We start from the raw sequence: 21569 nt of genomic DNA, 5'->3' as shown, positions 1-21569 counted from the left end.
ATGATTAAATTATTTATCAGCACCTTCATTGGCATCGCGGTTTTAGTCAGTGCCTGTGTGATTTATTTTTGGCGTGATACGGCGTATGCCCCATCTGCAACCGATTTAGCATTGTATTTTTTAGCTTTGCCTTTTTTTATTACTACATTAATTTTATCGCCATTTTTTGCGATCAGGGCACTTAAATCCCAAAAAGAAAAAAAGCAACAGCAAGCAGAACTGGAAACATTACGTGCTGAACAACAACAGATTGATGCATTAGAACAAGAAAAACCCAAAGCACGACCAACTGAACAATTTAGATTAAATATTTACTCTGCATATTCTTGGCATAGTTTTGGTGAAAATACTGAAATTATTGAGCGTATTAAAGACTTTAAGAGCCCTGAGCTAGATCAAAAGCTATTCAATAGTTATGGATTGCCTATTTTAAGCTATCGCATACAAGGTTTAGATGATCTTGTGGATGCCACACTTGAAGATGATGATGACATGCCGATAATAAGCATGAGAGAAAAACGTATCCATTGTTTAATTCATCAACAACTTGAACAACATGCTGATACTTTAATGAGTATCTCCAATCATTTAAAACATTCAGCACTGTTTTATGACACTGAATTGGCTTATCAATACCGAATGCACCCAGGGTGGAGCCAAGAAAGTTTTGTAGAGGAAAAGGAAGATGAGGCGCCTGTACAAGAAGTACCACGTCTTAGTCGCCTTAATGTGCATGTTTTACTGGCTGAAAATTTAATCCATCAATGGAACGAGCAAAGCAGATTTGAACTTCAGGAAGCGTTAAGTACTCAATATGCGATTTTGCCAGAGCAAATTGAAATTGAGCATCACTTTTTTAGTAATCAAACTGCCTATAGCGAATGGATAAAGTTGCTACAAGATGCGGCCAATAAAGCCCATGAAGTAAGTATTTTGATTAGTGTGGATTCAGAAATAGATCAAGAGTGTTTAGATGAAAGATTTTGGCTCAATGAGCAGTATATTGCGTCCGAATTTGCATCAAGTTGGTGTGTAGCAAATACATCGACGGCATTACTCGATTTACAACCTATCAGCACATTATATTTGAGTTTGAATGAAAATAATTTTGCGCATTATTTAAAAAACAATCAATTAAATGAGTTAGAGCAATTCCAGCAAGAGCATCCATTTGTGCTGGTTTTAGATGATGCAAACGATATTAAAACAACAAAAACTTTACAACGAGTCTTTGCAGACACAGCAATAGAATTTCATCATTTTTTATATACAAAACAAAATCTTGGGCATACACAAAATTTATCAAAAGTATTTGGTTTTATGTTAGGTATGCATTTGCCAGAAGAGATGATCAATATGATTTACAGCACTGAGCAAGATTCTACCTATGCTTTTTTCAAAGCTTATGAATTTGATCAACCAGAAACAGTCATTACTCAAAATTAAGAAAGTATAAAGAGAATAACGTGAACACATTATTTTATACCTTGCTTGGCTATGTTTGGCAGTATGCCACCAATCCAAAAGCAATGATGGCACTGTCTATGTTTGTTGCTTTAATTGCAATGAATAATTCTGTACCACCTAAAATATTTTGGATTTTGGTTGCAATTTATATCATCGGATTAATCATCTGGGGCATATACGAGCTGATCCAACACCGAAAAAATCGCGCACAGGGCGAAGAACTTGCAGAAGCTATTGCGAAAGATACTGAGTCTGAGTACGGAAAACAAAAAGATAAAGAAGAATTACAGTTAATTCATCAGCAAATGAAAGACTCGATTCAGCTGATCCGTAAGTCTAAACTTGGAGATAAAAAGGGCAATGCTGCTTTATACGAATTACCGTGGTATATGGTGATTGGTAACCCCGCGGCAGGTAAAAGTTCTGCAATTTACAATTCAGGCTTACGTTTTCCATTTGAAGAAACGCACCAAAAAATGGTATCTTCAGGCTTAAGTGGAACACGAAATTGCGACTGGTTTTTCTCGACTGAGGGGGTATTACTCGATACGGCGGGACGTTATTCTGTTTATGCAGAAGACCATAATGAATGGTTAGGTTTTTTAGGCTTACTTAAAAAGAATCGTTCTAAAGCGCCAGTGAATGGACTAATTTTGATTGTAAGTGTGGCGGAGTTAGTCAGTCAAAGCCCAGAAAAAACCATTAAATTAGCCAAGAACTTGCGTGCACGCGTACAAGATATTACTGAGCGTTTAGAAATATTTGCACCAGTCTATGTTGTTTTTTCTAAAATGGATCTGATCGCAGGTTTCACTGAGTTTTTTGAATGCTATGACAAAGATGAATTCGATCAGGTATGGGGTGCAACGTTACCTTACGATCCAAATACTTCAGATCAAGCAACTGAGCTATTCGAAAAGCATTATGGCTTATTATATGATGGCTTAAAAGGCGTAAGTACAACGCATCTTAGCCGTCGCCATTCACAAAATATTTCGCCTAGTGTCATGACATTTCCATTGGAATTTAAAACATTAAAACCTGTTTTAAAAACCTTTATTGGCACTTTATTTCAAGACAATCCATACCAGTTTAAACCAGTTTTTCGTGGCTTCTATTTTACCAGTGCACTACAAGAAGGGACAATTGAAAGCCCTATGACAGAGCAATTGGCAGAGGATTTTCACTTAATTCGTAGCGATGATGCCAATTTTGGTGTGCCAACCAATTCTATTTCTCAAGATCATGGCTATTTCTTAAAGGGTCTATTTTCAAATGTTATTTTGAAAGATAAAAATCTTGTAAAACAGCATATTAATCCAGCTCGTAAACGTCAGCGCTTTATGTCATTTTTGGGTGCTTTAATTGCTGTTGCAATTATTTTGAGTGTTTGGGTTTGGTCATATCGGAATAACCAACAATTGATTGCTGAAGTCCAAGCAGATTTGAATAAAGTCGTGCAAATGGAAAGTAACGCTTCTGGAAACTTAGCAACGCAAATGGATGCTTTGTTAATTTTACAGGGGCATTTACAACAGTTGGATCATTTTGACGAAGATCGACCTTTGAAATATAGTTTTGGTTTGTACCAAGGCAATGCGGTGCGTGAAAAATTAAAAGCTGAATATTTGAAGGGGATTCGGCAAATTGTACTTCAACCTGCTCAGCAAAACCTTGCACAATACTTACAGCGTGTAAAAACTAATGAAGCAACTTTGCGTGAAAATCATGTCAACGTGAGGTTAAATCAAGCTGTTCAAACGAAGCAACCATATTTAGAACCGTCGGATACTAATCCGCAAGATGCTTATAATGCTTTAAAAGCATATCTAATGTTAAGTAATCCGCAGTACAGAGAATCAAGTCATTTAAGTGATCAAGTCACACGTTTTTGGCGCTCATGGTTAGATTCGAATCGTGGCCAAATGGAACGTGGTGACATGATTCAAAAAGCAGAGCAAATTTTATCTTATGCGATGACTTTGGCCAATGACCCACTGTTTCCACGCATGGATTCTGATGCACAACTGGTTGATCAAACACGACAAATCTTAATGTCTGTGAGTACGGGGATTCCTGCACGTGATCGGGTCTATAACGAAATTAAAATGCGTGCTTCTGTTCGTTTTCCAGCATTAACGATTAAACAAATCATTGGAGAAGCAGGCCAATCTACGATGCTAGGTTCATACGCTTTGCCTGGTATATTTAGCTACCAAGCTTGGGATAGTTACGTTAAAGATGCCATTGAACAAGCAGCCAATAGCCCAACGGATTCTAAAGATTGGGTCCTCAATATGAATCAATCAGATGACTTAAGTTTTAGTGGGAGTCCTGAGCAGATTCGTAAACAGCTGACTGAGCTATATAAACAAGAGTACATTGCAGAATGGCGTAAATTTTTAAATGCTATGCACTATGCAAAAGGCAATGCTTTTGCTCAACAGGTGAAAATTATTGATGTGTTGGGGGAGCCGGAAAATTCGCCAATTCGTACTGTACTCAACCGCGTTGCACAAGAAACCAGTTGGGATAATCCTGTGGTACAAGCAGAGTTGGCTGCGCCTCAAAAAGGATTTATTGCTTGGTTCAAACGTAAAGTATTAAATCGCGATGAAGCCAAAGTTGCACAAAGCAATGCATTAACTGCAACCCAAGGTGTGATCTCAAAAGAGTTCCAGATGTTCTATCAATTGGTGCGTAAGCGTGATGATTTGCAAAATAAATCGCTTCTTGACGAATACATGGCAAATTTAGGTCAAGTTCGTAGTAAGTTTAATGATTTGCGCAGTGCGGGTGATATTGGTCCTTCAAGTATGGCTCTGGTGAAACAGACCATTAATGACCAAAGCTCTGTATTTAACATAACGCAAAAATATGTTGATGAAAAAATGGCAGTCGGTTTGAAAGAAGCTGATCAACAGCAATTACAAAAATTGCTCATGGCACCATTAACACAATCTTTTGAAACCCTTGTTATTCCAGCACAAGATGAATTGAATAAATTATGGAGTATTCAAGCTTATCAACCATTTAGTACTAATTTATCCACTAAGTATCCATTTAAAGCGGGCGCCACTGTACAAGCGACTAGTAATGAAATTGGTCAAATATTTGGTGAAAATGGCAGTATTGCGCGTTTTGTAAAAGAATATCTTGATCCGTTGGTGATCCGTCGTGGTTATACCTTAACATCCAAAACTTGGAAAGATTTAGGGATAAGCTTAAATCCACAATTTGTGGCGAATTTTCAAACCTATGTTGCACCAAGCAATGGTGTTGCAACGGGTGAACTCAATCAAAACTCAGCTACACCTGTGGCAACAAATCAGTCGAACTTCCAATTCTACCCACAAGAAAATACTCAGTTATTGTCTTATACGGTGGAAATTGATGGGCAACGTATGGTATTTGAAAATGGCGTACAGCAATGGGTGAACTTCATTTGGCCAAATAAAGGTGCGATTCCAGGTGCGCGTATTACGGCCATCGATTTAGAAGGCAAAACCCATACGATTGTGGATGAACCAGGTGAATATGGTATTAACCGATTAATTGAAGGTGCAACGCGTACTCAATCTGGAACTACCTTTGAGATGTTATGGCGTAGTAAAGATGATCCTAAGCTCTTCGTCAAAATGAACTTCCGCCTTATTAGTGGCAGTAGCACGGGAGGCATTGGCTCAAATCAAGGCTATAACGGAATGCTTTTAGTCGATAAAGTTGTAACCAATAAAGCAGTGCGCGTTGTTGCTGCGCAAGCGATGAACTCAGCACCAGCATCAATGACCACATCTGCACCTGTGCCAGTAGCACAAGTGCAAGCTGGGGTAACACCATGATGTATCTAAAAAATAAAAACATGGACGTTTAAAGGGGAAAGCACATGTACGAAGTCAAAACCACGCCTTTGTATTATGGAAAATGCCCAGCTCGAGGTGATTTTTTAAAGACACGCGGGCAGTATTCTCTCATACAATTGATAGATCAATGGATGACTGAGGCGCTTGAGCATGCAATGCAAAACCAAGCATTTCGTGAAAAATATGCCAATCTGCCATCTTTGGATTTTTTTATTGCCAGTCCACAAGATAAAAGATTCTTGGTTTCCAATTTGATCAGTAGTGAAGACAGTTCTGGTCGCCAATTTCCAATGGTGCTGTGTCATCTTCTAGAAATTGATGATCCTCAGGACAATATTCAATACGCACCATACCGTTATAAACAAACGCTGATTGATCTTTACCAACGCAATAGAATTATGCGTTCTATTCGAGATCCAGATATTTTATTGGATAAACTGAGTAAATTAAGTGATGACATTCAAATTTTTGGTACAGATGAAACAGCATCCTTTTATGAACACCACACAGTATATTCATTTGCCAAATTATTAAATTTAAGCACAGAGCAATTGGCGCAAAGCATGATTGCCTTGGGCTTATTATTACAGCCCGTAATAAAACAAGGCACTGCAAAGCTCAATAAAGTGTTGATTTTACCTATTAATAATATTAGCTATTGCTATGAAATTGCTGCGTTTTGGGTCAATTTAATCAGTCGTTTTGTGGCAAAACAAAATGCAGAATTATTAATTGGTATTTTACACAGTCATGCGCCTGTCTTGTTGTTTGGTTTTCAAGGGGCAGATATTCGCGCATTAAGTGATGTATTTACCCAGAATATGCAGAGTGATCATTGGGTGTCATTAACTGCAACTGAATGGATTGAACCTTATTTAGAGCAAAATGCAGGTTTAGCTACCTTAGAGCAAGGCTTGTGTGAGCGACAAATGAGTTTAGCTCAAGCATTTAAACTATTTAGACAAACTTTTATTGACGGCTAATAATGCCCATAAAGAAAAATAATAGGCAAATTTTATGAAAATAAATGCAAAAGTGATCAATAATAATCGCTTCGTTGGGCAAAGCTTAATGCTGATTTGTTCTTTGGGTATCAGCTTTTTGGCAGTCGCACAAGAACCGATCATTGTGGAAGGAGCTGTACCGAATGAAATGGCAAAACAAGAAATTTTAAATAAACTATATATGACTTATGGTCGTGAAAATGTGGTTGATAAGATACAAGTTAAGATGGTTAGCGCACCCAGCGGGTGGAGCAGTAATGTCAGTTCAGCCATCAATGATGATTTAAAAAAAGTAAAGCAAGGTAGCTTAACTGTACGTGGCACACAGGTAAATTTGACTGGAAAAGTTACGAATCCGAATGATATCCAGCCAGCAACACAACGCTTACAAAGCCTAGTACCAAATTACAAAGTCAATGCTCAGCTGAGTGTAAATGCTGCAGAGCAACAAATTATTGATGCAACGCTCAAAAATCGCATTATTGAATTTGAATCGGGTAGTGCTGTTTTGGCTACATCAGGAACCCAAATTTTGGATGAAATGGCTGTAGCTCTAAATAAAGTGGGTTGTAAAAAAGTCAAAATTATTGGCCATACCGATAGTTCTGGAGATCCAGCTAAAAATCTAAGTTTAAGCCAAGAAAGAGCGATAGCTGTAAAGAATTACCTTGTAGCTAAAAATATCAATGCAGACAGTATGTCAACTGAAGGATTAGGACCAAATAAACCTGTAGCAGATAATACGACACCAGAAGGCCGTAAGAAAAACCGCAGAATAGAATTTGAAGTGTTATAAATTTAGTAATTCATTTTTCTTTAAAAAACCGTTCATTGAACGGTTTTTTAAACACCTGTGTCATTACAATAGAATTGCATTGTAATGTTTTTATTAAGTCTTTAATAATCAAGAAAAGTATAAATTGAAGATTAACCTTGAATTTTACGCCAAGGTTGAGCAGATTCAATCTCGTAAGCCAGCTCAATAAGTGTTTTTTCATCACCTAAATTGGCAGAAAATTGCATCCCAATAGGTAAGCCATACTCTTGGGTATAGCCCATGGGTAATGATATGGCTGGTGCACCTGCAATATTTTGAATGGGTGTAAACGTGACATAGTTTTGAATGCGCTGAAATAATTTATCAAACTCTAATTGTGGAGAAATATAGCCTAGTTTTGGGGTGGTATGCGCTAGCACAGGTGAAAGTAACACATCATAATGTTGGAAGATTTGTTGATATTGGCTTTGTATTTTCTTTAACCGATAGATAAATAATGGTGTTTTATAAAAATTATTTCTATAGAGTTTAGCTAAACCACAAGTTAAGTTATCGAGTTTTTGACGTTCAAAATTACTTCCAAATAGCTTATTACCAAAAGTAAGTAACATAAAAGAAAGTAAGCCCCAATAATGACTAAAGTCATTTACAAAGCTTTGAGCAAAGGGGAGCTGATAATATTCAACGTGGTGACCCATAGATTCTAATAATTGAGCAGTTTTTTCTAAGCAAATTGCAGTTTCTGAGTCAACACTACCAGTAATAGATTGTTGTACCACACCAATACGAAGCTTTCGATTTGAACTATGTTCAAGCAAACCTATTTTAGGAAGTTTTGGGTTCGCATAGCATTGTTCCATACCAGCAAAAAAATGTGCGGTATCACGAACGCTACGCGTAACAACGCCTTCAGAAATAATGTTAATGGGTAGTTTGCTTGTTGCATCACTATTATAGGTTCGACCACGTGTGGGTTTTAAACCAATTAAACCGTTACAGGCTGCTGGAATTCTGATTGAGCCACCACCATCATTGGCATGTGCTATTGGCACTGCACCAGAAGCTACTAAAGCGGCTGCACCACCAGATGATGCTCCACAGGAAAAATCTATATGCCATGGGTTTTTTGTTGCAGTACCATTTTGGTATTCGGTAGTCGCATTTAAACCAAATTCAGGTAAGTTACTTTTACCTAAAACAATAAATCCTTGATCCAACAGTTGCTGGCTCAATCTATCGTGTTTTTTTGCAACTGGGCTATGGATTGCTTGAGAACCATGATGTGTAGCTAAACCTGTAAAGTCTGTATTGTCCTTAAAGAAAAAAGGAACACCTGAAAAAATTGCTGTTGAAGAATGATTTTCATTGATATTTTCTAATGCAAGATCAAACCGCTCTGATGCAATTGCATTAAGTTGTGGATTCACTTTTTTTGCGCGTAATATAGATGCTTGGATAACTTCTTTTGCCGAAACTTGTTTATTTTTAATTAGTTGTGCAATTTTTACTGCATCAAAGTCTTCTAAAACATCATTGCTGAAGCTATGCACACGTTTTATTTGTGTATTCTGCATTATAAGTCCTTATTTTTAATATTTAAAATCCATTTTTCACTTTGACATGATGTATTGTCAATTTGATTGTATAGCTTGCACTATAAATAGGCAATCTAATAGAGCATGATTAGTTTGATTGTCTGATTTTATTTGTAGAGACATTACTTTATAGGAATAGTAAAGATTCTAAGGCGAAGGATCTTTAGCCAGTATAAGCACGTTAAAAAGAAACTATTCATTTTTAAAAACAGAGGTTCAGCACATTAAAAGAAAGTACGAAAATTTTTATGGAATTCAATTGAGTGTTCCTGAATGAAGAAATATTGAAAACCCAAATGCTGGAGCAAGAATTAATACTTTGAGGATTGTATACATACAATGTTAGTGCTAAGCACAAGTTAAGTATTATATAGAGCAATAAATATGATGAATCTATTTGCTAGCCTGAAATACACTATTTCGTATAATGTATATTATGTTAAATAAGATATCATGTAAGTAGCCTATTCACATGTCATTTGCAATAACAAAGCCAATAATGGTTAGAATTAACTTAAAAAAGCTTTAGGGAAAATTTAACTTTAAATTAGTTGTAATGCTTTATATTGATTAGGTTTAGATAGTCACTCTCATTTTTCAACTTGCTCAGGTTATAATCACGGCCTCCCAAAATATGATTGATCTATTATGAATGCCTCTAATGACCCTTTACACGGAAAAAAACTTGCTGACATTTTGGATGAATTATTGGATTACTACGGTGGCTTTGAAGGCCTAAGTCGTAAAATTGAAATTAGATGTTTTTGTATAGATCCAAGTGTTAAATCTTCATTGCGATTCTTACGTACTACTCCATGGGCGCGTGAAAAAGTAGAAAGCTTGTACTTATATATTTTACGCCAAAAAGCCAAACAAAATCGTAATGATTAAAATCCAGTTTCTAATCATCTGTTATATCTAATACTTGGCAGTTTCTGTTTAAAAATGAAGTTGCTAAATTTTTTTCGCTTTGCCTTGTGCGCTGTATCATCGCTTTAGATTTATTTTGATCCTCATTATGACCAATCCTTTTTCCCAATATCCTCAAGTTGGTGTGGTATCTACATTTTTCGACCTTAGTCATTGCAATTTCAAAGGCGAAATGAATGCTTTATGTTGGCATCGGAATTTACAGGGCGACTTTAAAGAAATAGCTGAAAAATTAGAACTTATTGAAAATATAACCGAAGTTTCTACGGAAGATTTGAAGGACTTAAATCTTTCAGCACAAGGAAATTTAGCCAGAGATGTTATTTTAAATGACATGCAACAATTGACGGAATTTGGTGCTTCACCTTCTCTTAATTTAATTAAATGTTACGAACGAGATGATGAATTAGATTTTATCTCAACAGATGTTTATTCCTTTCATGTCGATCGTTCGCCCATCGCAACTGATACCTTTTTATGCACATATTATGGTGCTTCAAGCGATATTGTGCCGAATAATCAAGTCCAGCAAAAGATTTTAATTCCAGAAATACGTGAGCAGTTAAAAGCGCTCTATGATGGTCCTATCTCACAATTTGATGATTTTTTAGCGGAATATTTTTTTGATTTGCATTACCAACTTGAAGAAAATGCAGTACCTGTAAATTTAGGCAATAGCCATCTGTGGCGTTTAGCAGTCGATCACCCAACACAGAAAGTTCTACCTTGTGTGCACCGAGCACCTGTTGAAAATGCTGGTGAATATCGCTTAATGCTGATTTGCTAATTCTGAAAGTATTTAATTTAGCCCATTCACTAATCAACCATACGATTCATTCGATGTGTAGAATGTATCGTATGATTGGAAGTTCAACCAAAATTATTTCGATTTAACTGTACCTAGCCAGCGATATAAAACAGGTAGCAATACCAGTGTGAGTAAGGTAGAAGAGATAATTCCACCAATAACAACAGTCGCTAAAGGCCGTTGCACTTCTGCACCCGTACCAGTTGCCAAAGCCATAGGCACAAACCCTAAAGAGGCTACACAAGCAGTCATGAGTACGGGACGTAAACGAAGTATAGCGCCCTGCCATACCGCTTCATGTAATGGATATTGGCTTTTAAGCTCTTTAATAAAGGTTAACATAACCAGCCCATTTAATACGGCGACGCCTGATAGTGCAATAAATCCAATACCAGCAGACATTGAAAGTGGAATATCTCTAAGCCAAAGAAATAGCACACCACCCGTTAAAGCAAACGGTACGCCTGTGAACACCATTAGGCTTTCTTTAACATTATGAAAAACGGCCATCAATAAGATAAATATAGTGATCAATGCCAAAGGAATAACAATTTGCATACGGGCTTTGGCGGATGCGAGGTTTTCAAATTGACCACCATATTCAATCCAATAACCACTTGGTAAAGAATACTGTTTAAGCTGTGTCTGCAGATCAGATACAAATGAGCCTAAATCACGACCTTCAACATTGGCAGTCACCACAATACGGCGTTTACCATTTTCACGACTCACCTGATTAATGCCCTCTACATTAGATACGACTGCAACATCTGACAGTACAATACTGCCTCCATTGGGTAATGTTAAAGGCAACTGCGAAATAGTTGCTACATTGCGGTCTTGATCATTTAAACGAATGACAAAATCAAAACGTCGATCACCTTCTAAAATTTCTCCAACGCTTTGTCCACCTATACTTGTGGCAACAGCATCCTGAATTGATCTAACGCTTAAGCCATATTGTGCAGCCAAAGCCTTGTTAATCTCAATATTTAATAACGGTAGCCCCGAAGTTTGTTCAACTTTTACGGCGCTACTGCCAGAAACTTGCTGGATTATTTTGGCAATTTTAGTGGCTTCTGTATTTAATACCTGCATATCATCGCCAAAAATTTTCACGCCTACATCGCTACGTACACCTGAGATTAACTCATTAAAACGTAGTTCAATTGGTTGGGAAAATTCGCTGTTATTACCCGGAATAGTCGCAACATAAGCCACAATACGGCTACGTAACTCATCAAGACTTTGCTTTGGATTTGGCCATTCATTACGCGGTTTGAGCATAATATAACCGTCTGAAATATTCGGTGGCATAACATCTGTGGCCACTTCAGCTGTACCTGTGCGGGCAAATACAGCTTTAATCTCAGGAAATTTTTTCAGCAACAATTTTTCAGCATTTTCTTGTATTCTTAAAGACTCTTCTAGTCCAGTACTTGGTGAACGCATTAACTGAACAGCAAAGTCACCTTCGCTGAGTTGTGGCGCAAATTCACTGCCTATTTTCGTTGTTAAAAATCCTGTTGTGAGCAATAAACACAGTGCAAAAGTGAGTACAACAGTTTTGTATGCATAAGCTGTGTTTAAAATTTTAAGATAATTCTTTTTCAGCCAAATCATCCAGCGACTTTCAGTTTCTTTAATATCTCCTTTCACCCAAAGTGCTACAGCAGCAGGTACAAATGTAATAGAAAGAATAATGGCTGCGACCAATGCCAATACAACGGTGAGCGCCATTGGATGGAACATTTTTGCTTCTACACCGCTTAAAGCAAAAATAGGTAAATACACCACCAAAATAATGAGCTGACCAAAAATAAGCGGACGCCGTGCCTGACGTGCGGCCAAAAAGACTTCTTTAAAGCGCTCGTTTTGAGTTAAGGGTCGTTTTAAAACTTGCTGTGCATGCGCCAAACGGCGGATACAGTTTTCTACAATCACCACGGCACCATCAACAATAATACCGAAATCCAATGCACCTAAACTCATTAAGTTTGCGCTGATATTTTTTTCTGCCATCCCTGTTAAAGTAAACAGCATCGACAGTGGTATGACACAAGCGGTAATGAGAGCAGCCCGAATATTACCCAAAAAGATAAACAAAATGATGATGACCAGAATCGCGCCTTCAACTAAATTTTTTTGGACGGTTTTAATTGCTTTCTCAACTAAAGTTGTACGGTCATAAACCGTTTCAATTTTTACACCTTTGGGCAGACTGGCTTGAATGTCTTTAATCTTAGCATCGACAGATTTAGACACGCTTCGGCTATTTTGACCCATTGCCATCATGGCAATGCCTAAGACCGTTTCTTCTCCATTATAGGTTGCGCCTCCTGTTCGCAGATCATGTCCAATAGAAACTTGTGCGACATCCCCCACCCGAATTGGACTGCCATTGGGGCTGTCAATCATGGTGTTTTCAATGTCTGAAATGGTATTTAGTGTTCCAGGCACACGAACTGTGAGCTGTTGACCGTTTTCTTCAATAAATCCAGCACCACGGTTTTCATTATTTTCCGTAAGCGCTTGCTGCAATTGCGCTAAGGACAAATTCAGCTGTTGCATACGGTTTAAATCAGGCGAAACCACATAAGTTTTGTTAAACCCGCCAATGCTGTTGACTTCAGCAACTCCCTGAACACGTTGTAATTGCGGGCGAACAATCCAATCTTGAATTTCACGTAAATCCATGGCGCTATACGCTGTGCCATTGGATTTACGAGCGTTGGGTTCTGCTTTAAGCACCCATTGATAAATTTCACCCAAACCTGTCGAAACAGGTGACATCGTTGGAGCAACCTGTGCTGGCAATGCCGACTGAACTTCTTGTACCCGCTGGTTAATTTGCTGACGTGCCCAATAAATATCGGTACCATCTTTAAACACAATGGTCACTTGCGATAAACCATAACGGGAGATCGAACGCGTCAGTTCCAAATCTGGAATACCTGCCATCGCATTTTCAATGGGATAAGTAATCCGCTGCTCAACTTCAAGTGCTGTAAAGCCATTGGCTTGTGTATTAATTTGCACTTGGGTATTGGTAATATCTGGCACGGCATCAATTGGCAATTTTTGGTAGCTATAAACTCCAACAGCGATCCATGTACAGACAAAAAGCATTACCCAGATTGCGTTTTGTATAGAAAATTGAATAATACGTTCGAATAGACCTTGAGGCTTTGGTAACTCTTTATTTGTATTTTCTTGATGATCAATGTTCATGGCCGGCCTCGTCTTTTTCCAGTTCAGATTTCAGTAAAAAACTGCCTTGAGAAATATATTTCTGACCAACTTGAATACCTGAAACAACTTCCAACCATTGACCATCACTTGAAGTTTGTCCACGTTTTACAGGCTGTGCTTTTAAATGAACTTGGCCTTTTTGCTCAGACTCAATAACAAATACACTGTCTTGCCCTTCTATGCTTTGTAAGGCAGACTTTTGCACGCGCAAAGCTTTTTTAGTACCTGATTCTGCCAGCAACACATTCACCATCACATTTGGGCGTAATTCAGCAGATTGCTGTTTTAATTTAGCGCGTACCACCAATCGGCCAGTTTGCAGATCTGCCTGCGAAGTGAGACTTTGTACGTTGGCGTTATAAATCTGATCTGAACCATTCACTTTAAATGAAACGTTTTGACCCGTTTGTAATTGTGCGGAATATTGATGAGGCAAATTAAATTCCAGCCACAAATCTTTTAGCTGTTCAATGGTAAATAACTGATCTGCTAATTGTACATTTTCACCGACAACAATATCTTTTTGACTAATGACACCAGAGATAGGTGCTCGAATAATAAAGCGTCCGTTTTGACTGCCACTTGCCCCTAAAGCTTGTAACCGTGATTGTGTAGACTGCACACTAATTTGAGCTTGGCGATAAGCATTTTCAGCACGCTGTAAATCCTGCTTGGCTGAAATTCCTTGCGACCATAGCTTTTGTTCCCGTTGATAATCTTGACGAGCCAAATTTAAATTGGCTTCTGACATACGTAAATTGGCTTGCTGATCAATTAATTCAGGTACAGAAAGCACAGCTAAGGTTTGTCCTTTTTGCACGCTCTGACCTAAAGTAACACTGACTTGCTCAACATGCCCACTAAAGTTGGGAGATATATGTGCTTGTTGATCCGTATTTACTGCTAATTTACCGGGTAAATTAACAATATTTTCGACCAAACCATGTTCTACAGTTGCAACTTTTATCCCTTGTTCAGCCATTTGCTGTGCTGTGAGTTGAAGCTCACCTTCTTCGGTATGTTCTGTTTCAGTTTGCTGACTCTTATCCTTAGCATCTGTGTTTTCTTCTTCATGCTCATTATCCGCAGTCGCTTTATTTTGACTAAACCAAATTGCAGTACAAATGATGAGTGTTAAGCCAATCAACATCGCAATGATTAAAGGCTGTGATATTTTTCCATCTTGTTTTATGTTCATTTGATTGACTGCCTTATTGACCAGATACGGTGCTAATTAAATTTTGCGATGCCTCTACAGCTTTTTTATTTAACTGACTATAAGCATCTGAACGACTGATTTCTTCATAACTTGTGCCAATACTCAGTGCTTCAGCACTCAAGGCACTCTGCCAAGCTTGCGCCAAAACCTGCATTTGACTTAAACGTAAGTCTTGCAACTGCTTGGTCGTTTGCTGAACCTCGGTAATGGAAAATTTTCCAGCTTGAAACCCTTGTAAGGTTCTGTTTTGGACTTTTTCAGCTAAACCAATTTGGTTGCTTGTAGCATTAAATTGTGCCCGTAGTCCTTTAAGCTGATGAATATGGTTCGCAATATCTAAAATTTGCTGTTTTAATTGAAGCTGTTGTTGTTGATTCAGTAAAATTTGTTGCTTTTGCGCCATTGGAATAGCGTATTGCTGACGATTAAAAATATTCATTGGAATATCAACACCTAAAACTAAAGCAGTGTCATTGGCTTCCGTTGGTGATTTGGTTCTGGTCATACCTACATTTAAGGTGGGATTTGAGCGCTTCTGTACTTTTAAATGCTCAATTTGCTGATTCGCTTGCTGTATATTCAAGGCATACAATTTTTTTAGCCAATCTTCGGATAAATTACGCTGAACCAGACTTTGACTTTGTTCTGGCCAAGGGGTGACCGTATTGTCTAGCTTTATTTGTGCAGCAGTTTCGCCCCATAAATTTGAAAGCTGGCGAGTAGCAGTTTGTTGTTTTAGCACTGCTTGCTGATATATGCGCTGAATGTCTAAAGTTTCAATTTCAGCACGTTCCACATCCACTAAGGCAATACTGCCTGCCTGATATCGTTTTTGTGCGCTGTCCAAATTCGCTTTGCTAAGTTTTAATTGCGTGGCATAAACAGATTGCTCATTTTGAGCAATTGCCAGCTGTGACCATGCAAATTTTACAATAAGTTGGCTTTGTGCATTCCAGAGTTGTTGTTGCAACTGTAGTTGCTGTGCAGAGGTATTTGCTAATGCTTGATTGATTTTACGCTGACCAAATATATCCAGTGGCTGGCTGATCCCAATACTCAGTTCTTGATCTTGATTAGTGCCAAAGCCATTTTGCTCTACAGAGAGGCTTGGATTTTGCCAAAGCCCACTTTGTTTTATATTGAAGTCAGATATTTGCTGTTGTTGTTGCCAAATGTCAGTTTGGGCTTGATAGCTTTGCACTTTAGCTAATGCAGACTCAAAACTACTGACATTTTCTGCAAAAGCACTTTGTAAAGCCATCGTAATACCGACAGCTAAGCCAAGACGTCTAAACGCCGTAAAATATGAAGACATGATTTTTCCCACTCATTTATTAAAAAAAGTGGCGGGAATTTTTTAGGCTACCCCGCCATTAGCGGGGAAAAGACAGGAGGCGGTGTTTGAGTTAGCAAATCAGGCGCTTGATAGAGATTCTTCCAATCAAATTTTGGTGAATACTCAATGGTCTGATGTGGAACTAAATGAATAGATTGCTGATTCTGCACAATCAAATGCGTCATAGACGGCAAATGATCTTGATGATCTTCACCGATTTGCAGATTGTTCACGGTGTCTTTGAATTGTTTGGAGACAGATTCTGATACGTCGTGATTTGAATGCTGTGAATGACTTTCACTGCTAACGCATAAGGTATTTTGATGATGCCCAAAATGATAGCTTTGTTGCACTTGAGCTGGTTCTTCATGAACACAGAAAGCCGCTGCCACGTTCCAAAGACTTTGGAACATGAACAATCCGACCAAGACTGTTATCCATGTTGTAGAACGCATATTGAATTAATCAATAAAATTTTAACAATTATAAAGCTTAGACTAAGTCCAAGGTCAAGGTTTTCGTATCATTTATATTATTTGCATATCCTATTCAAGGGCAAAGTGATGTACCTAAGCACTGGCCAACTTAACACTGTTTTAGAATTAACGTAAATAAAATCAATACTTGAAATAAGGATCTGATGATCCTTATTTCATACGATATAGCGGTTTAAATACCAATACACATATATTTAATTTCTAAGTAGTCTTCAATACCGTATTTAGAACCTTCGCGACCATTTCCTGACTCTTTAATACCACCAAAAGGTGCGACTTCAGTGGAAATGAGGCCTTCATTCCATATTCCAGTGCTTCTGTAATATGCCAAAGCACGATGTTAAAAATTCACAGTCCAAGATAACTGCGCGGTGCGAGGTGTACCCAAAAATAAATAATCATCGCCAAAATAAGCCCCAGCATCACGCCAGTATTTTTTATTCAAAAGATTATCAACCTTAAAACGTACTGTGTTTTCAAGACCATTGGCTTTAAATTGATAGTTCGCACCTAGGTCAAATAAGGTATAACTTGGCACAGATACATTGCCCAGTTTATTGGCATTTTTACGGTCGCTATATTGCATGCCAGCCAAAAGTTTGAGGCCTTCAACTTGTGCAACTGTATAGGTCAAATACTGTGACAAACGTAATTTAGGTACATTTTGCGCTTGATGCCCTTCGTTTTCAAAAGCATCTGTGCCTTTTAAGCGTGCACGGGTAAGCGCAACACTGGATGCCAGCTCTAAATTGGGTGAAACATTCCCTTGTAGACCCAGTTCTAGCCCAATATTATGTTGCTCACCTTGATTCACAAAATCCAAAGCCGTATTGGTATATTGATGATCTTGCTTTAAATCAAATAATGCTGCACTCAACTGTAAAGATTGCCACTGTTGCTTTATACCTAACTCATATTGTGTGGAATTGATTGGGGCTAATGTTTCAAACGCATTATTAGCAAACCAAGGGGCTTGACCACCATCACTTAGACCTTTGGCATAAGATGCATAAATGTTTGCACCCTGCCAAGGTTGGTACATAACTGCTAATTGAGGTAGAAAGCGGTGAATATCTGTGTCACGTAATTGGGTTTGTGTTGCATCAAATGCTTGTTCATTTAAATGAAGAAGTTTTCCACCCACAAGTACTGACCATTCTGCATTTAAATCAATGAGATCAGAAATATTTAACGCAGTTTGGTTGCTGTCTAAAGATTTATAATGATTACCCAGTGCAACTTGGGTAGGTGCAAGATCGATATTGTCTTGATAAATATTACCTGTTCCTATCCATTCATTAACAGCATCATATTGGGCATGTCTTTTATAGCTATGTGACAACTCTAAATTTAAGTGATGTTGCCAAGTCCCTGTTGCAAATTGTCCATTTAAGCCAGTTTTAAATTGATTTGTGAGATACCCATCATTTGGGTTTCGGTAGTCGTAAAGATCATAATTGCCATTAGGATCAAAGGTATTTCCTAAGCCTGTATTTTGACATATTGCGTCATAACAGCCCCATGGAAATGCTGAATAATCATCTACGACAGTACGGCTTTGTGATGCTGATGCATAAGCTGACCACAAATCATTAATTTGATAGCTATATTTTAAGCTACTGTTCAAACTGGTATTGGTCACCGGATTACTCCAGCTCTGATAGCCCAGTAAATGATCCCAGCTTACGTCACTGGGTACAGTGCTATTGTTTAACAGTTGGTAGCCTGGTACGGATCGTTGACGCTGATGTTGTGATTCAACATCAAATTCCAGTTTTGAACGGTCTGAAATATTCCAGTCCAATGCTAATGAAGCAAATAAACGTTGGCCAATAGCGTGTTCAACATTCGGATGTATTTGTTCTTTGGCAATATTTAAGCGATAACCAAATTGTTGTTCTTCACCGAATATATCCCCCATGTCGGCAGCAACACGATGTCCGCCATAGCTGTCTACATCCATACTTAGTGCACGAACATGCTCAGGACGTTTTGTCACATAGTTAATTACACCACCCGGTGTAGACATGCCACTTTGTATGGCACTAATACCCTTTAATATTTCAACTTGTTGTTTATTTTCAAGTGCAATATTTTGTTCGCCTCGAAGCAAATGACCATTGAGTAAATAGCTTGAGCCAAGGTTCAGATAAAAACCGCGCATGACAAAATTAGCGTAATAACCAATTGGAGCATAACCTTCACCCACGGTAGCATCATTTTTCACCACATCTGCAAGTGTTTTAGCTTGTTGATCTGCCATAGTTTCGGCATTTATCTGGCTAATCGATGCAGGTATATTGATGAGATTCGATTGATTAAAACCCATTAAATTTATTTTTTCTTTGCTTTCTTCTGTGCTCGAAGCACTAATGTGAATGGTATCTAACTGCTGTGGTGCTTCTTCATTTGCATGGGTAAGTGTCGAAACAAGTCCAAAACCTGAAATTGCGCCAACGGCCAGTAATGCTTGTTGTAATTGAGATAATGAAAAAGGATGCGCTTTCACAGTGTGACCTAACCTTAAACAGGGTTTTTAAGACTGAAATTTACGGCGTGAGTATTGACAATTTTATGGCGCATAACAAGTACATTTTCGGTCAACAGTACGAATTTTTATACACCTCACCAAGTTCATTCATAAAAAAAGATTAATTAGGCAATTTGGGTGAAATGGGGAGAAAATCCATACGGACTCTTCCCTTTTAAATCATGATGGCGCTTAAGTTATTTTTCCATTTGCCATATACATCACCTGTGCATCCAAATATCGAAGTTCTTCTAAATGGTGCGTGACATAAATCATGGGTAATTGTGTATGAGCTTTAATATCTTTTAAAAATGGTAAAATTTGCTCTTTTAATTGACTGTCTAAACCCGTTAAAGGCTCATCTAGCAGGAGTAAATCTGGTGATGACAATAGTGCACGTCCAATTGAAACACGCTGTGCTTCTCCACCAGACAACTGATGTGAACGGCGCTTTAGTAAGGCCTTTAATTGCAAAAGATCAACAACTTCATCAAAGCTAAATCTGCCCAAGGCTTCATTTTGAAAGCGTAAGGCATATCGTAAATTTTGCATCACATTTAAATGCGGAAAGAGGCAAGCTTTTTGAAAAATCAACCCAATACGGCGTTGATGCATGGGTACATGTAACTTGCTCTGCGCATCATCTAGTAATTGTTCATTTAAGGCGATAAAACCATCTTGAGGTTGTAATAAACCGACAATATTTTTTAAAAAAGTTGATTTCCCACTGCCTGAAGCTCCCATAATGCCCAGCAGTTGCGCTTGCATGTCGATTTGGGCATGTAGCTGAAAGTCTGCATATTGGAAATTGAAGTTACATCGAAGCATGCTTCCCTCCTAGCTTTCGCTGATAGCTTTGTAAAATATAATAATTTGCAATTAAGGCCAGCATAGCAATACAAATGGACAGCACCACTAAACGTAGTGCAGCTTGTTCACCATCGGGCTGTTGAATAAGCGAATAAATAGCAATAGGTATGGTGCGTGTTTCATCTGGAATATTGCCCACAAAGGTAATCGTGGCACCAAACTCACCTAAACTACGGCTAAATCCTAAAATGCTACCAATCAAAATTCCCGGTAATGCCAAAGCTAAACTGATGCTTCGAAATACTTGTCTTGGATTTGCCCCCAAAGAACCTGCAACTTGTTCTAATTCTTGATTAATCATTTGAAAGGATAGACGAATAGGCTGCACGATTAAGGGAAAAGCGACTATCATGGAGGCTAAGACAGCCCCTTTCCAATTAAATACCAACTGAATACCCCAATACTGAAGTACTTTTCCTATCCAGCCCTGAGCACCCAAAAGAATTAAAAGCATATAACCCAATACTACAGGTGGTAAAACCATAGGTAATTGCAATAATGCTTCTACTAAAAATTTGCAATAAAAGTCATGCCGAGCAAGCACCCAAGCTAAGGCAATAGCAAATGGTAAGCACAGAAGCGTGGCGCAAATGGCTACCTTGGCAGATAAGTACAACGCGCTTAGCTCTTCAGGACTTAGCATGGAACTCACCCTAAACTTTAGAGTTTAAAACCATATTGTTTAAATATATTTTTTGCCACGGATTGCTCTTTTAAATAATGATAGAACGCCACAGCATCTTTGTTTTGCGCACCTTGTAGCGTTAATGCGATTGGATATTCAATTGGGTGATGACTATTTGCAGGAAATACACCAACAACTTTAACTTTTTTGCTAATCAGAGCATCCGTACGATAGACAATACCTACCGAACATTCTCCACGCTCAACAAATGCCAAAGCCGACCGTACATCATCTGTTGCGACAATTCTGCCAGAAAGACTATTTAACCAATTTAACTTGATTAAACTCTGCTTTGCATATTTGCCCACTGGCACAGATTCCATTTGGCCCGTACATAAGTGGCCTTGAAATGACTGAGCAAATGCAAATTCAGGTGTCGTTTTGATTTTGAGTGTACTTGTGCGTGGGCCAATCAGTACCAAATCATTAGACAGTAAAGTCTTAACTGAGTTCGGCTGGATTTTTTGTTGTTTGCGTAAATAGTTCATCCAATCTTGATCTGCAGAAAAATATAGATCACTTGGAGCGCCTGCTTCAATTTGCTTGGCCAAAGCTGAAGATGCCCCAAACACTGGGACAATTTTTACGCCACTGTGCTTAGCTTGATACTGTGTAGCAATGTCTGTAATGGCATTACTTAAACTTGCAGCAGCATATATTTTAATAGTTTCAGCGTGTGTGGTATTGGACAACACACATAACCCAAGTATGAAAGTAGAAAGTAGGCGCATTTGT

General features: G+C 38.2%; 15 protein-coding genes and 1 pseudogene. 6 read left to right on the top strand and 10 right to left on the bottom strand.

What is annotated here, in order from left to right; translation table 11 throughout:
- The 4 genes from D9K81_RS05340 (at nucleotide 1) to D9K81_RS05325 (ending at nucleotide 7130) form a co-directional block, all read left to right on the top strand.
- Nucleotides 1-1446, top strand: a complete 1446-nt coding sequence (locus D9K81_RS05340; protein WP_120374140.1) for a hypothetical protein — start codon at nucleotides 1-3, stop codon at nucleotides 1444-1446.
- 20 nt (nucleotides 1447-1466) lie between these two features.
- Nucleotides 1467-5309: a type VI secretion system membrane subunit TssM gene (tssM, locus tag D9K81_RS05335; RefSeq protein ID WP_120374139.1), complete on the top strand. Its 3843-nt coding sequence runs from the start codon at nucleotides 1467-1469 to the stop codon at nucleotides 5307-5309.
- Nucleotides 5310-5353: 44 nt separating this feature from the next.
- Nucleotides 5354-6313, top strand: coding sequence for a type VI secretion system-associated protein TagF (gene tagF, locus D9K81_RS05330; protein WP_120374138.1), 960 nt, complete (start codon nucleotides 5354-5356; stop codon nucleotides 6311-6313).
- Nucleotides 6314-6401: 88 nt separating this feature from the next.
- Nucleotides 6402-7130 (top strand): OmpA family protein, encoded by a 729-nt coding sequence (locus tag D9K81_RS05325; protein ID WP_227602048.1) that lies wholly within the window; start codon nucleotides 6402-6404, stop codon nucleotides 7128-7130.
- A gap of 131 nt (nucleotides 7131-7261) precedes the next feature.
- Here D9K81_RS05325 and D9K81_RS05320 read toward each other — a convergent pair whose 3' ends face one another.
- Nucleotides 7262-8686, bottom strand: coding sequence for an amidase (locus D9K81_RS05320; RefSeq protein ID WP_120374136.1), 1425 nt, complete (start codon nucleotides 8684-8686; stop codon nucleotides 7262-7264).
- Nucleotides 8687-9355: 669 nt separating this feature from the next.
- Here D9K81_RS05320 and D9K81_RS05315 point away from each other — a divergent pair.
- Both D9K81_RS05315 and D9K81_RS05310 read left to right on the top strand, forming a co-directional pair.
- Complete coding sequence (locus tag D9K81_RS05315; RefSeq protein ID WP_120374135.1) at nucleotides 9356-9598, top strand: VF530 family protein; 243 nt, start codon at nucleotides 9356-9358, stop codon at nucleotides 9596-9598.
- 127 nt (nucleotides 9599-9725) lie between these two features.
- Nucleotides 9726-10424: a DUF1826 domain-containing protein gene (locus D9K81_RS05310; RefSeq protein ID WP_120374134.1), complete on the top strand. Its 699-nt coding sequence runs from the start codon at nucleotides 9726-9728 to the stop codon at nucleotides 10422-10424.
- A gap of 93 nt (nucleotides 10425-10517) precedes the next feature.
- Here D9K81_RS05310 and D9K81_RS05305 read toward each other — a convergent pair whose 3' ends face one another.
- From D9K81_RS05305 to modA, 9 genes and pseudogenes are all read right to left on the bottom strand, one after another.
- Nucleotides 10518-13676: an efflux RND transporter permease subunit gene (locus D9K81_RS05305; RefSeq protein ID WP_120374133.1), complete on the bottom strand. Its 3159-nt coding sequence runs from the start codon at nucleotides 13674-13676 to the stop codon at nucleotides 10518-10520.
- Nucleotides 13666-14895 carry an efflux RND transporter periplasmic adaptor subunit gene (locus tag D9K81_RS05300; protein ID WP_120374132.1) on the bottom strand — a complete coding sequence of 410 codons (1230 nt, stop codon included), beginning with the start codon at nucleotides 14893-14895 and terminating at the stop codon, nucleotides 13666-13668. Before D9K81_RS05300 ends, D9K81_RS05305 begins: the two co-directional genes overlap by 11 nt.
- A gap of 13 nt (nucleotides 14896-14908) precedes the next feature.
- Nucleotides 14909-16231: a TolC family protein gene (locus D9K81_RS05295; protein ID WP_120374131.1), complete on the bottom strand. Its 1323-nt coding sequence runs from the start codon at nucleotides 16229-16231 to the stop codon at nucleotides 14909-14911.
- A gap of 47 nt (nucleotides 16232-16278) precedes the next feature.
- Nucleotides 16279-16707 (bottom strand): cation efflux protein, CzcI-like, encoded by a 429-nt coding sequence (locus D9K81_RS05290; protein WP_198488395.1) that lies wholly within the window; start codon nucleotides 16705-16707, stop codon nucleotides 16279-16281.
- 214 nt (nucleotides 16708-16921) lie between these two features.
- Nucleotides 16922-17050, bottom strand: a pseudogene (locus D9K81_RS05285) (aldehyde dehydrogenase family protein); the annotation flags it as partial.
- Nucleotides 17051-17089: 39 nt separating this feature from the next.
- Nucleotides 17090-19258, bottom strand: coding sequence for a TonB-dependent receptor (locus D9K81_RS05280; RefSeq protein WP_120374129.1), 2169 nt, complete (start codon nucleotides 19256-19258; stop codon nucleotides 17090-17092).
- Nucleotides 19259-19471: 213 nt separating this feature from the next.
- Nucleotides 19472-20107: an ATP-binding cassette domain-containing protein gene (locus D9K81_RS05275; protein ID WP_120374128.1), complete on the bottom strand. Its 636-nt coding sequence runs from the start codon at nucleotides 20105-20107 to the stop codon at nucleotides 19472-19474.
- Nucleotides 20094-20792, bottom strand: a complete 699-nt coding sequence (modB, locus tag D9K81_RS05270) for a molybdate ABC transporter permease subunit (RefSeq protein WP_120374127.1) — start codon at nucleotides 20790-20792, stop codon at nucleotides 20094-20096. The genes D9K81_RS05275 and modB overlap by 14 nt, the downstream gene beginning before the upstream one ends.
- A gap of 17 nt (nucleotides 20793-20809) precedes the next feature.
- Entirely contained in the window at nucleotides 20810-21565 is a 756-nt protein-coding gene (gene modA / locus D9K81_RS05265; protein WP_120374126.1) for a molybdate ABC transporter substrate-binding protein, read from the bottom strand.
- Nucleotides 21566-21569 lie beyond the last annotated feature (4 nt).

It is taken from the genome of Acinetobacter chengduensis (genome assembly GCF_003664645.1).
Taxonomy (GTDB): domain Bacteria; phylum Pseudomonadota; class Gammaproteobacteria; order Pseudomonadales; family Moraxellaceae; genus Acinetobacter; species Acinetobacter chengduensis.
The sequence above is the reverse complement of the archived record's forward strand: the minus strand, read 5'-3'. Positions and strand labels throughout refer to the sequence as shown.